Below are 12,420 nucleotides of genomic sequence, written 5' to 3'. Positions count from 1 at the left end.
CCCCTTGACTCAGGAGGGCTTTTTTAGTGAGAGTGCAACGGAGCGTTAAGAAAATGCCCTAATGAGCTATGGCTTTTCTTTAAAAGCCCGTTGGGTAGCTGACGGGAATTACCGCCTGATTCCTCGGGAGGGTCTTCGTATCTGCTCTTGTTTTTGTACTTGCTGTTCTTTCTCAATTAGCTTGGTTTTACAGAGCCACTCGTTTAGGTCTTTGTAGTTGGCATAGTCTGTTGACTTGTCTATGACTGCTTTGCAAGTTTTACTTATCTGCTGGGTTGCGTTTTTTCCTGCTTGGTCGTTGTCCAGATAGGTATAGATCTTTTGGTGTGATATTATAAAGTCTATGGCTTTGGACAGATTAGCTATTGAGTTTAACACGACAATATCTACTTTTGAGTATTGAATATTTTTCATTGTGAGGTAAGATAGATAATCCATGAATCCCTCGAAAACTAAACAGGCTTCGGTATTAGATTCAGTGCTTCTATCTGTTGCTATATTTTTAGAGGTACACCCTTTGAAATATTTATTCCGAAGTTCATAGCCTCCCGAATCGTTTTTAAAGCCGATGGAAAAATATGGTTTATTGTTGGCTGAGTAATGGATTTCATTGCAATGTTGCTTAGCTATATCAATACTGATTTTTCGTTCTGTGAGATAATAGAGTAATGCTTGGTTGGTAATGGGCAATATTTTTTGGATCGATATTCCTGATAGTTGATTGTTTTCGATTTTTTCCAAATGGTTATTACCGTGAAAAGAGAAGGGTTCGGGCTGATTATCGGTATTGCTGCCTGTTTGCATATTTGCGTATCTGCATTCGAGCTTGTTTATGGCTTCTTTTAGGGTGCAGTTATCCAATCGCATAACAAGGTCTATCATTGTGCCACCCTCGTTAGAGCCGAAGTCTATCCATAGATTCTTAGTGTAATCAACTTTGAGACTGGCGTTGCTATCTGTTCTGAATGGGGAATGGTACATGCCGTAGTATCCTCTGTCTTTGACGGGATGGATGTTTTGTTCGGCTAGATAGTCTTTGATGGACAGGTTGTTTAATTCTATTGTGGTCATGATGTTGATTCTTTTATATTTTGTTTTTTACAGATATATTCTTACTACATACTACAGTCACTTTAACCTGCTTATTAATAGCATAAAAGGTGTATTTTTTAGAAGTAATAGTAGTAACTACATATCTTAAAATGTAGTAAGTAGTAACAAGAAAGTAAGACGGCGCTTTCTCCACTTACTACAACTAATCTTCTTTTCTTTCACGGGATTAGCTTGTTATGTAGTAAGGTAGTAATGTGAGAAAATAATGTCTATTAATTACAGTTCATAATCAATAAAGGGATTGGGTTTAATCTTCTTTATCCGATAACCATATACAGGAGATGGATTGTTGTTAATTCGCTTTTGTAACCGTTTGAATCCTGCTTTTCGAATCGCTTCACCCATCCGTTTTTCAGACAATGGTACATTGGTGAACATCCGCAGATAATTTAGTATTTGGGCGGTAGTCATAAAATGTTCGTTTTCATTCTCTACGGTTGGTTTTTCAAATCCCTGCATTAGCATCTCAAACTCCACGGTCTGCACATGGAAGCCTGAACTTAAACGGTGTAGCTCTTCTATTTCCGAATCATCGAACCAATAACGCATTCCCTGTTTATACAAATACATGATTTCGGAAAATACATTATCCATATTTATAGAGAGAGCTTTGTCAATATCAATACGGACAACCTCAAAAGGCAGAAAGCGTCTGCTGCCTGTCGGGTCTGTCAAGAAATCATTTCCGTTTACCGATGCCATAAAACTGGCTAAGTGTGGATATTCTTCAATATACGTATCATATGGTCTACGATATTTTACTGCCGGAGTGGTTATCAGGTTCTTCAGTTCGTTTTCGTCCCGTTTATTCAATGCCCTTAACTGATCGTCAATGTTGATAAACAAATATTCGGCTATCAAGGTCAATACATCTTTGCATTGCGGGTCTATCTTACCTGTAAAGAGATAGCTTTTTAAGGATGTGGGGCAAAGGTGATCGAGCCATGTCGTTTTAAATTTGCCCTGTTCGCCTGTCAGAACCAAACAAGTATGATTCTGGCAACCGACATCGCTCATCGCATTGGCAACAACACCTATCAGCCATTTAATCAGATATTCTTCCCATTTGTCAGGATTGGAAACAATCACTGTCTGTAAAAGCTGTTCCGTATAGCAAGATTCCCGAGGATTCAGCATTGGCAGTTGAGAGAGATATTCCCTGATAGGATGTATCTTCTCTGCAAAATTACTTTCGAGGATAGCCCGGATATTATCGGCAGAGGTTGTAATACCTACCTTGACATCAATTTCCCTGCGAAGGGAGTTCAAAAAATATTTGGTTACAGGCTTGAACTCCCCTTGTGCATCGATTTCCCTATACTCCGTACGGCTTTTTACGCTATTGTAACGAAAGCTATACAGCGTACGTAGTTTCTGCTCGATCCGTTCGTTTTTCGATTGACGGGCGGAAGTAGTTTCTTTTCCTTTCATGGGAGTTAACTATCTTCTGCGGTTTTGAATCTCTTTAGGATAAAGTTTAATATTTCCTCTTTATCATAGAAGACAAGTTTTTCTCCGAATCGGTATTCTTTATAATAACCGAGCCGAGCGTATTTACGGACAGTGGGAGCAGAGGCTTTGAGAAGTTTGGTAGCCTCTTTCATTTTGATTAGGTTACTCATCGCTATATCTATAAGCGACATTTTTTCGGTAGAAGAATTATCCTTGATAGTTTCTTCTTTTTCCGGCTTTTGCCAACGTGAATAGTTTTTGTTTCGCATAAAAATAAGAATTTAGTTTTCTGAATTTTTATGCAATATAACACTGAAAATCAACCTCCTAAAGTTTTCGATATTTAATGATAATATATGATATTTTTGTGCTATTTCCCTTATTTTCGTCATTAGAAAATAGAGTAAAATTTTAGAAAACAGGCATAAAAAAAGCAGGCGGATAGCCTGCTAAATATGGTTATAATGAAGACGAAATTCTATAATCGTTTATCTTTCTCTTACATATTCTATCAGCTTATCCTTATTCAACAGGTATTCTTCACTGTAACAATCGTAGTTCAATATTTTGTCAACGTAGGCATCTATATTATTTTCCAGAATTTCAACTTCTACTTTATCCATATACGGATTTTTTTCTCCTCCTGCCAGATCAGCGGTGAATGCTAAAGAGAAAACGATTTCCGAATTCGGAAGTTTAAATGCGATGGCTGGTAGGGTATAGCCGCTTATCATAGCTGAGGGAGCACCTACCACCTCCATATTTTCGTTTTGCCATGCTATAGATGCTAATGCCGCAGCAGCTGAGTAAGTGAATTCATCTTGCAATACATACATTTTACCTTTAAAGTGGACGCTATTGCTGTCAGGTAATTGCACCGTTTGCCTGTACATTTCTGTTTTATCTCCTTTTCGTATCATTTTTAATTCACTGAACGAAGATAGAATTGAATTTTCAATAGCTGGGTTATGATTCATCCCAACATGATACTTATATTCCAAGGGTCTATCGATTATTTTGCGAAGCAGATCTATCCATACACCGTCATAACCTCCCGAATTTCCTCTTATGTCAAATATTATTTTTTCTACATCGGGTGTATATATGCGAAGCAATTCGCTGATGTACCATTCTCTGTCAGATATTGCCGGCATTCGCAGATAAAGAATGTTATTGTCGATAAGCATCACGTTTCTATAATTGGATTGAGAGTGTCTTTCTTGCAAAGTCTCTACTGTTGTGTCCAATGATAATGCTATCTCTTTATCCCCAATATTTAGGGTGAATTTCTCTATATTCAAAAGTGGTAAAACCATTGTGAAAGAACGCGAATAGTATTTTTGACTGATTGGGTCCCAGAATAAATAGTACATTTTAGCGGAATTGTCTCCAACAAACTGGTTCATCGGTAGACCGTCAATGCTGCTTATTTTTTCTCCTCCATTAACACGGATACTATTGTATCGAAAAGGACGTATATTGTAATATTCTCCATTCATGAATTTAGTCATGATATTGATTTGCACCTTCCCATTCATACTTTTGTTAAGTAAACGGTAATAATAATCGGCATTGGTCGTATCTGCCAGTGAGACGTTTCCTATCGATGATAAATAATAATCGGGCGAAACATAGCTTGCCAGAGAAGAACCGGGTATGATTTGGGAGTGTGCATCATTCAGTAGATTTAATCCTTGTCGGATGATTTGGACAAAGTCTTCGATAGAGGTTGCAGGTGTTATTTCATCGTTTAATTTTTTGAATTCATTATCCACATTTACGCCTGTCCGTTGTTCCAATAATGCTAACGGAAAGAAATATTGGTGAATGTGTCCTTGCAAAAAGGACAGATCGTCCTGCATTTGCTTCTGAGAAAGCATTTGACTTTGTATCGGATTGCTTACAAGGCAAACCAAAAATGCGATGTGAAAATATTTACTTATTGGTTTCATATATTAAGATTAGGTATTTTTGACAAACTACATTTTTAGCCCCACTAAATAGAAAAACTCATCAATCCGCTTAAGTTGTGCTGAAAATTTTTCTTTTGCTATTGAATTTTTATTATAAGAGGGATCACGTAGATAACTCATTTCTGGTTTAGTCTCTAAACCTGTGAACTTTTGCCAAGCTTCATTTCGTTGTTCATCGTTATATGCACTAAAATAATTAGCTTTAAGTAAATAACCGAACATCCGCTGTCCAATATGTTTAGGTTGTTTTTCTCCTGATTCATATTTTAGTATTTCTACTCGCACTTTAGCAAGTTGCTCTTCTTTGTCTAATATTGGAAATTGTTCAACGATTGGATTTGGTTCAGCTAATTCCATATGAGTAGTATCTGTTATGTCAACTTGGCTAGGAATAAATTCTGAAGTATCATATTCCTTTATCAACTGTTTGTAGAATCTGAAGTCAAAGTCTTTATCAAAATATTGTTGTATAAGGTCGGGGCGAAGAGTAAATATATCCACTACTTTGGAGTGAATGCGTGTCTTCTCGGCTAGTTCTCTTGGGTTTTTATAGCTGAAGTTATATATTTCAGCCAAATAATCCTTTGCATATATTTCGAATGTCTTACCCTTCTTCAAGACCTCATGTCTATATAATAGATATCCCCGTTTTAAAAGCCTGTATTCAAGATGAAGTGATTGATGGAGGTTATCCATCAAAAAATTACCAATTGATCTGAAAATGTTTTTTACTTTATTAGCCATAAGGTAAAAATAAGAAGATTTTTTTATCCTTTATTCTCAAAATTAAAAATTTGCTAAAAGGTAGTCCTATAAATTATTCTTAAATTGCAGAAAATTTAAATCTTATGCTAAAAATATGGGAAGAAAAAAAAACACGATCAAGTACCAACTTATGATAAGCTACTTATCCCTACACTCAAAGCTTTACAACAGCTAGACGGCTCTGGAACTATAGAGGAAATCAATGAAAAAGTATACGAAATAGCTAGTATAAGTGAGGATATTCTAAGTATTCCTCATAAAGAAGACGGTATACAGAGTAAAGTTGACTATCGCCTTGCGTGGGCACGAACATATCTTAAAAAATATGGATTGATAGAAAACTCTTCAAGAGGTATTTGGTCATTAATTGATAATGATATAAATCCTGATTCTTTTAATTCGAATGGAATTGTTAAAACTGTCAGGGCAGAGAACAATGAACCGGACATTAAACGAAGCAAACAGACTGAGATGCTTGATACAGTTGTTGAAAATGAACCTGATGAGTTAGACTGGAAAGAAAAGCTATTGAAAGTCCTTCAAAGCATTGATCCATCAGCTTTCGAAAGGCTCAGTCAAAGGATTTTAAGAGAAAGTGGATTCATACAAGTGGAGGTCACAGGTAAATCTGGAGATGGAGGTATTGATGGCAAAGGTATTGTGCGACTTAATGGTTTCTTAAGTTTTCATGTTTTCTTTCAATGTAAAAGATTTAAAGATTCAGTAGCATCAAGCTATATTCGTGATTTCAGAGGAGCAATGCAAGGTCGAGCAGATAAGGGTTTATTTATAACTACAGGTAAATTTACACGAGATGCAATAAAAGAAGCGTCTAGAGATGGTGCACCTCCGATTGACCTAATAGATGGAGATTTACTTTGCGAAAAACTTAAAGAATTTAATCTTGGTGTTAAAACAGAATTAATAGAAGAGGTCATTATTAATCCCGAATGGTTTGATAAGATATAAAATAAATAAATTGATATACAATGGCTAAAAAGGAGGATAAAAAGATTTGTTTTGTCATATCTCCAATAGGAGAAGAAGGTTCTGAAACAAGAGAACGCTCGGATCAGATACTGAAACACATAATTACTGAACCTGTGAAACAATTAGGATATGAAGTGATTAGAGCTGATAAAATATCTGAACCGGGAATTATTACTACACAGATTATTGAATATATTGTGAGTGCGGAACTTGTAGTTGCCGACTTAACAGAACGGAATCCAAATGTATTTTATGAGTTAGCTGTTAGGCATGCCGTTAGGAAGCCTCTTGTACAAATGATAAGAAAAGGCGATGTTATTCCTTTTGACGTTGCTGCGACAAGAATAATTCAGTTTGATCTACATAATCTAGACAGTGTCGCAACTGCAAAAGAAGAAATATTTTCGCAAGTAAAATCTATTGAAACAGGCAATAATGAAGTACATAACCCTATTTCGGTATCTTTAGATCTAAAAGTATTAAAAGAGAGTGGTGATGCAGAAGAACGTTCTTTAGCAGATATTGTTGAAGCTATTTCTGATTTGAGAGTTTCAGTTTCAAACATAGATAAAGGGATGCAATCATCTAAAATTATTGAAGAGTTGAAATCCAAGGTAGATGCTTTACCTTCTCGAATTGAAAGTAGGTTATACGACCCAGACATTAGAAGGCGCAGAAAGTTTCATCCTATGATGCTAGAAGAGATTATGCATATGGAGATGAAATTAGAGAATTTTAGTTTAACTTTTTTGATGATGACTAGCTTGATAAAAGATGATTTGCCTTGGATTTATGAAATCGGACTTGATACATACAAAGTTCTTAAATCATCAAAGACCAAAACCGAAAAAGTAAAATCTTTGGAGAATTTCGAGGATACCCTAAAGATGCTAGAACATCCTATGTATAGAGAAATATCTGGAAAATCAGAAGAGATGTATATGTTTAGTAAAGATATTAGACATTTCGTACGTCGTTACATGGAGAAATATTTGCAGCGAAGAACTAAATAAATTTTTCTGTATTTTCTACTATTTCTCAATAGTTGTTTTTATTATGAGAAAGGCTATATTTTTCCAATTTGCAACACAACTGTATAAATGAAAAAAGCAATCTATTGATAATCAATAGATTACTTTTTTGAGAGGCGGTATGGACGGAAGATGAACCTAAAGTTCAATCCTTTGAATACCAATATATTGCAGATGTCTAAAAATTCAGTCCCACGAATAAACCCACGCGTATTTTTCGCCAATTTTCGTCGTAATGTATTGTATCAATGAACTTTGATTGTAAAGATAAGCGGTACTTTTGTAAAAAAGGTACTTGAACCTAAATTTAACTATTTAAATTTGTTTGTTTTTCTGTAATCTTCTTGTGTACTCTTTGTATTTATCAATTGGCAAAATGTCCTCTGTTTCATTATCTTTGACTGTGAACTTTAGTGGTTCTAATTCTCTTTTTCGATTCTCACAGAGATATTATTATCCAAGCTGATAAAGATCCTCAAATCGGATGTTATTCTGCCCATTTTGATAAGACTTCCGGTATAACCTTTTGCATAATAAAATACGATACAATCTCCCGGTGTCCAATAGCAAATATCACCTACTACATAGCCGTTCTGAGTCGCTACGTTTTTCGATAGAGACATATCTGCGTAATACTCCCGATCATCGTGCCGGCTCATTTGCAGAGTTAGAGGAAGTTTATCTATAAAGTCCTGCGATGTCGGCGTGTCATTCAAGATCGCTGTAAGTATCTTGTCTCCAATAATAATTTTGATATTCATATTTTCAGAATGATTTTGATTGTCTTCCGGATTTGGGGGTTGCTCCGTCGGCTTTTCTGCTGGCGGGGGAGCTTCATTATCGGTAGTGCAAGCACTCAGGTTAAATATTATCCCGAATATGAAAATGAGATGAAGTACTATTATTCTCATATCTAATCTGTGCTATCGAAATTTAATGTTTTCACCACTTTTGCTGGAACGCCTGCCACTATCGTATTGGGAGGTACGTCTTTGGTTACGACCGCTCCGGCAGCCACAACAGAGTTTTCACCAATGGTTACACCAGACATTACCGTTGCTCCTACACCGATCCACACGCCGTTTCCGATAATTATGGGAGCTGTATATGTTGCACGTCTGTCGGCAGGGTTCAACGGATGCCCGATCGTGATCAGATTAACTTTAGGTGCAATCAGAACGTCATTTCCTATGGTTATGCCACCTCTGTCCATAAATTCGCAACAGTGGTTGATAAATACATTTTTACCTATTCGGATATTCCGTCCGAAGTCGGTGTAAAAAGGAGGCAGGAGTTCAAATGTTTCATCCACCTCCACGCCTGTAAGGCGTGAAAATAATGCTTGCACTTCCCCTGTGTCATGATACGAGTTGTTTAGTTCGGCAATGATTTTCTGTGCCTCGTTAATTATTGCGCCGATTTTATAATAGTCCGGATCGGTAAGTGGAATCAACTCGCCAGACAGGTCGCGCTCGAATATATCTTTCATTATTTCAGATTTTTAGTAAAAAACTCTGTCAGTTTGTCGAATGGGATAACATCCAAACGGTCGTATAAATCCACGTGAACAGCCTGAGGGATAATCATTAACTCTTTGGGCTCGCAAGCTGCTTTATAAGCATCTTCACTGAAATAGCGGGAATGTGCATTCTCCCCTGCAATCAGCAAAACGGGTCTTGGCGAGATTTCTTTGATATAAGTTAAAATCGGCATATTCATAAACGATAACACATTGGTAACTGTCCACGAACCATTTGAATTTATTGAACGCAGATGAAAACCCCGCTCCGTTTTATAATAATCAAAGTATTCTTTTACAAATTGAGGTTCATTGCCTTCAATTTTGTCAGGCAGCCCTTTGGGGGCTAAAGCCGGAGTTCCGTTTTCTGCATCCATCCAACGCTGTAGGCTTAATTGCTCTAATGTTTGGGTGCGTTGCTCCAATGTTGTGGCATCGAAATAACCGTTGGCATTCACTCTTGACATATCGTACATGCTTGTAGTTGCTACTGCTTTAATTCGTTTGTCAACAGCGGCAGCATTTAACGCAAAACCTCCGAACCCGCAAATACCAATGATGCCTATTTTGTTTCGGTCAACACTCGCTTGTATTCCTAAATAATCAACTGCGGCACTGAAATCTTCGGTGTTTATGTCGGGCGATGCTACATGGCGGGGTTCGCCTCCGCTTTCTCCCGTATAAGACGGATCTAAAGCAAGCGTAATAAAACCACGCTCTGCTATATTTTGAGCATAAAGCCCCGAGGACTGCTCTTTTACCGCACCAAACGGACCACTTATGGCAAGAGCCGGTAATTTCCCTTTGGTATTTTTGGGGATATACAAATCGCCCATAAGCGTAATTCCATAACGGTTTTTGAACATTACTTTTTGCCGTGTAACCTTATCACTTAATTGAAAAGTGTAATGGTCTGCCTGCTGTGCGACTGTCGCACTTTGTGCCGATGCTGAGTTGCTCATAACAAATACTATTAATGTGAATAAAAATAACCTTTTCATTTTTTCGAGATTTTAATTGTATGCTACAAAATTAAGATGGGATAGGGGAATAATTTTTGCTCACAGGCTCAATGTTTTTCGCTTGTAAGCTCATTTTAAAGTAAAAGCAAAAAGCCGCAAAGCAGAAATGCTCTACGGCTCGAAATCTTTTGCAGACAAGTATTTATCTTCGGGGAGAAAAACCGTATTGCTTTTTGAATGCGGCATAGAAATGAGACAGGTTCTTAAAACCTACATCGACATATACCTCACTAGCTTTCTTATTTTGATTTTTTAGCTTGTCGTAGGCTACTTCCAGCCTCTTAGTAATAAGCCATTTCTGAGGTGTAATATCGCTGACCCTCGCAAAGTCACGCTTAAATGTAGCAAGGCTTCTCCCAGTGTAAGCAGCTATCTCTTCCATTGTCAGATCATCCATATAGTTCTCGTTCAGAAAATCAAGAATATCAATCTTCCAAGGCTCGGAAAAATCAAATAAGACAGGAAAGAAATTGTTGTCTGTGTTCAATAAGCAGTAGACTCCTTCCTGTTCTTTCAAATTAATAATGTGATCCGTTGGCTGCACGGCAGAATCGAAATACGGTATCAGAGATTGGAAAAGACTGGTTATATCTGGTCTAAGCGGTATTCTGAATATGCTTTCTTTCAGAGATTTGACCTTTTTAGGAATATGGTTTTTATCTATTTCGCTATAAAAGTCACGGAGGAAATTGCGTTTAAAGGTCATGGATATTCCTTTGTACTGGTCGGTATCAGAGTACAATTTCGTCATTTTAACCCTATGGTTACGGCGTATAAAGACGCATTCGCCCGGATGAACGATGGTCTCTTTATTTCTTTCTTCGATAATCAGTTTCCCTGAATACAGGTATACGAGTGTATGGTCTTTTGTGGCATGTACACAGCTTGTATTGTTATCAAAGAAACAGGACAGGAATGTGCCTGAATAATTTATCGTTTTTGAAGTTTCCATGCTGACAGGTTTTATATCATACAAATATAGTATAAAGACAGGAATAATTTTTCGCTGTCAGGCTCATTCTTTTTTGCTGACAGGTTCAGATGATAAATAAAATACCTGTTTATTAAAGACTATGCGAAATAGCTCAAAGAAGGTAAAGTAATATATTGAAATAAGTTATCTTTGAAGTAAAATAAATATTTGTATGACTAATATCCAACCCAACGATTATAATCATTTCCTGATTGAGATCAAGGAACGAATCCGTTCTGCTCAATATGAGGCAATGAAAGCAGTCAATAAAGAAATGATACAACTTTATTGGGATATCGGTAAGCAAATAACAGAAAAACAGCAGGCATCCGGTTGGGGGAAAGCTGTTGTCGAGACATTGTCAAAAGATTTGCAGAAAGAATTTCCGGGCATTCAAGGCTTTGGTGCACGTAATATTTGGTATATGCAGCAGTTTTACACTGAGTATGAGGGAAATGAAATTCTGCAACCATTAGTTGCAGAAATTAGCTGGACAAAACATTTAGCAATAATGACTAAGTGTAAAGATATACAGGAGCGACAATTTTATATCTTGTCAACCAAGAAGTATGGATGGACCAAAGATGTGCTTATACATAAGATAGAAGCAAAAGCATTTGAAAAATATCTGTTAGGACAAACTAACTTTGACAAAACATTACCTGATAATATAAAACATCAGGCTGTTTTAGCAGTAAAAGACGATTATACTTTCGACTTTCTTGGATTAGGGGAAGAGCACTCAGAAACAGAACTGGAGCAGGCATTAATCAAAAATATCCGTTCATTCCTTATTGAATTCGGTACAGACTTTACATTTGTAGGAAATCAATACCGTATTGAACTGGAGGGTGAAGAGTATTTTATTGATTTGCTTCTATACCATCGTAAACTTCAATGTATGGTCGCCGTCGAGCTGAAAATAGGTAAGTTCCTTCCTGAATATAAAGGAAAAATGGAGTTCTATCTCAATATTTTGAATGATAAAATAAGGCTGCCTCACGAAAATCCTTCCATTGGAATCATTATATGTAAATCTAAAAAGCGTACAATAGTGGAATATGCACTAAAAGATTCAAATCAGCCGATAGGTATTGCCACTTATAGCCTTACAACTGAATTGCCCGAATCATATCAGGAGCTATTACCTGATGGGGATGAGATAGCTAAAAAGTTAAACCTGTTAATGGACAAATAAAGGTAGATTGTTGTGATATTTTGAATTCTATCCTCCCCCCCATTTAACTCCTCAAAATCGTTGTCCTTTGTAATTTCTTTCTTTAAGTATAAATCTTCAACTATCTTTTTATTCCAAATATTTGTTAATATAAAAAATCGCAGTATATTTGTGGCAGAAATAAGAGTACTAACCCTTAAAAAATCACGAAAGGGTATAATTATGTTGGTCAAGAAATAAAACACAGAAAACAGGAACTAAGCTGGCTCATCGGGATGAAGAGCTTTTGCAACTTATGTATATAATTAGAAAACCAAAAATCTACGGCTGCAAATTGGTTATCGTTGATTAGTTCCACAATCACAATTTAAATTTTAATTATTATCAATGTCGATGCGTTGACAG

The 12,420-nt window shown here is 36.6% G+C and carries 12 protein-coding genes and 1 pseudogene; 4 read left to right on the top strand and 9 right to left on the bottom strand.

The annotated features are described in order from the left end of the window. Positions 1-108 precede the first annotated feature (108 nt). The 5 genes from CLV62_RS06160 to CLV62_RS06140 form a co-directional block, all read right to left on the bottom strand. Entirely contained in the window at positions 109-1,071 is a 963-nt protein-coding gene (locus tag CLV62_RS06160) for a toprim domain-containing protein (protein ID WP_110309907.1), read from the bottom strand. Positions 1,072-1,329: 258 nt separating this feature from the next. Beyond that, positions 1,330-2,544, bottom strand: coding sequence for a VapE domain-containing protein (locus tag CLV62_RS06155; protein ID WP_110309906.1), 1,215 nt, complete (start codon positions 2,542-2,544; stop codon positions 1,330-1,332). 5 nt (positions 2,545-2,549) lie between these two features. Continuing rightward, complete coding sequence (locus tag CLV62_RS06150; RefSeq protein WP_110309905.1) at positions 2,550-2,834, bottom strand: MerR family transcriptional regulator; 285 nt, start codon at positions 2,832-2,834, stop codon at positions 2,550-2,552. A gap of 219 nt (positions 2,835-3,053) precedes the next feature. After that, positions 3,054-4,517 carry a S41 family peptidase gene (locus CLV62_RS06145; protein WP_110309904.1) on the bottom strand — a complete coding sequence of 488 codons (1,464 nt, stop codon included), beginning with the start codon at positions 4,515-4,517 and terminating at the stop codon, positions 3,054-3,056. A gap of 27 nt (positions 4,518-4,544) precedes the next feature. Further along, entirely contained in the window at positions 4,545-5,282 is a 738-nt protein-coding gene (locus CLV62_RS06140; protein WP_110309903.1) for a hypothetical protein, read from the bottom strand. 165 nt (positions 5,283-5,447) lie between these two features. Between CLV62_RS06140 and CLV62_RS22150 the strand changes: the two are divergent. The 3 genes and pseudogenes from CLV62_RS22150 to CLV62_RS06130 form a co-directional block, all read left to right on the top strand. Then, positions 5,448-5,609: pseudogene (locus CLV62_RS22150) on the top strand (restriction endonuclease); the annotation flags it as partial. A 24-nt stretch (positions 5,610-5,633) separates the two neighbouring features. Continuing rightward, a complete protein-coding gene (locus CLV62_RS06135; protein WP_245904018.1) occupies positions 5,634-6,272 on the top strand; it encodes a restriction endonuclease in 639 nt (212 codons plus the stop codon). Positions 6,273-6,292: 20 nt separating this feature from the next. Then, a complete protein-coding gene (locus tag CLV62_RS06130; protein WP_110309901.1) occupies positions 6,293-7,306 on the top strand; it encodes a hypothetical protein in 1,014 nt (337 codons plus the stop codon). 437 nt (positions 7,307-7,743) lie between these two features. On the opposite strand, the gene CLV62_RS06125 is transcribed toward CLV62_RS06130, so the two are convergent. From CLV62_RS06125 to CLV62_RS06110, 4 genes are all read right to left on the bottom strand, one after another. Then, on the bottom strand, positions 7,744-8,235 hold the full coding sequence (locus CLV62_RS06125; RefSeq protein ID WP_110309900.1) for a cyclophilin-like fold protein: 492 nt from the start codon (positions 8,233-8,235) through the stop codon (positions 7,744-7,746). 2 nt (positions 8,236-8,237) lie between these two features. Next, positions 8,238-8,813, bottom strand: a complete 576-nt coding sequence (locus tag CLV62_RS06120) for a sugar O-acetyltransferase (protein ID WP_110309899.1) — start codon at positions 8,811-8,813, stop codon at positions 8,238-8,240. Continuing rightward, positions 8,813-9,805 carry an alpha/beta hydrolase gene (locus CLV62_RS06115; protein ID WP_394337193.1) on the bottom strand — a complete coding sequence of 331 codons (993 nt, stop codon included), beginning with the start codon at positions 9,803-9,805 and terminating at the stop codon, positions 8,813-8,815. Before CLV62_RS06115 ends, CLV62_RS06120 begins: the two co-directional genes overlap by 1 nt. Before the next feature lie 202 nt (positions 9,806-10,007). Then, positions 10,008-10,817 (bottom strand): AraC family transcriptional regulator, encoded by an 810-nt coding sequence (locus tag CLV62_RS06110; protein ID WP_110309897.1) that lies wholly within the window; start codon positions 10,815-10,817, stop codon positions 10,008-10,010. Between the two features lie 193 nt (positions 10,818-11,010). Between CLV62_RS06110 and CLV62_RS06105 the strand changes: the two genes are divergently transcribed. Beyond that, positions 11,011-12,036 (top strand): PDDEXK nuclease domain-containing protein, encoded by a 1,026-nt coding sequence (locus tag CLV62_RS06105; protein ID WP_110309896.1) that lies wholly within the window; start codon positions 11,011-11,013, stop codon positions 12,034-12,036. Positions 12,037-12,420: the final 384 nt, after the last annotated feature.

The organism is Indolivaga alginatilytica, assembly GCF_003201355.1.
In the GTDB taxonomy this organism is placed as follows: domain Bacteria; phylum Bacteroidota; class Bacteroidia; order Bacteroidales; family Dysgonomonadaceae; genus Dysgonomonas_A; species Dysgonomonas_A alginatilytica.
Note: the sequence above shows the minus strand (reverse complement) of the source record. Positions and strands in the feature narration are given on the sequence as shown.

What these genes read in the sequence shown, in the direction of transcription:
- CLV62_RS06150 (WP_110309905.1), bottom strand. Translation starts at nt 2,834, where the DNA reads ATGCGAAACAAAAACTATTCACGTTGGCAAAAGCCGGAAAAAGAAGAA.
- CLV62_RS06160 (WP_110309907.1), bottom strand. Translation starts at nt 1,071, where the DNA reads ATGACCACAATAGAATTAAACAACCTGTCCATCAAAGACTATCTAGCC.
- CLV62_RS06110 (WP_110309897.1), bottom strand. Translation starts at nt 10,817, where the DNA reads ATGGAAACTTCAAAAACGATAAATTATTCAGGCACATTCCTGTCCTGT.
- CLV62_RS06145 (WP_110309904.1), bottom strand. Translation starts at nt 4,517, where the DNA reads ATGAAACCAATAAGTAAATATTTTCACATCGCATTTTTGGTTTGCCTT.
- CLV62_RS06120 (WP_110309899.1), bottom strand. Translation starts at nt 8,813, where the DNA reads ATGAAAGATATATTCGAGCGCGACCTGTCTGGCGAGTTGATTCCACTT.
- CLV62_RS06105 (WP_110309896.1), top strand. Translation starts at nt 11,011, where the DNA reads ATGACTAATATCCAACCCAACGATTATAATCATTTCCTGATTGAGATC.
- CLV62_RS06130 (WP_110309901.1), top strand. Translation starts at nt 6,293, where the DNA reads ATGGCTAAAAAGGAGGATAAAAAGATTTGTTTTGTCATATCTCCAATA.
- CLV62_RS06115 (WP_394337193.1), bottom strand. Translation starts at nt 9,805, where the DNA reads ATGAGCAACTCAGCATCGGCACAAAGTGCGACAGTCGCACAGCAGGCA.
- CLV62_RS06155 (WP_110309906.1), bottom strand. Translation starts at nt 2,544, where the DNA reads ATGAAAGGAAAAGAAACTACTTCCGCCCGTCAATCGAAAAACGAACGG.
- CLV62_RS06125 (WP_110309900.1), bottom strand. Translation starts at nt 8,235, where the DNA reads ATGAGAATAATAGTACTTCATCTCATTTTCATATTCGGGATAATATTT.
- CLV62_RS06140 (WP_110309903.1), bottom strand. Translation starts at nt 5,282, where the DNA reads ATGGCTAATAAAGTAAAAAACATTTTCAGATCAATTGGTAATTTTTTG.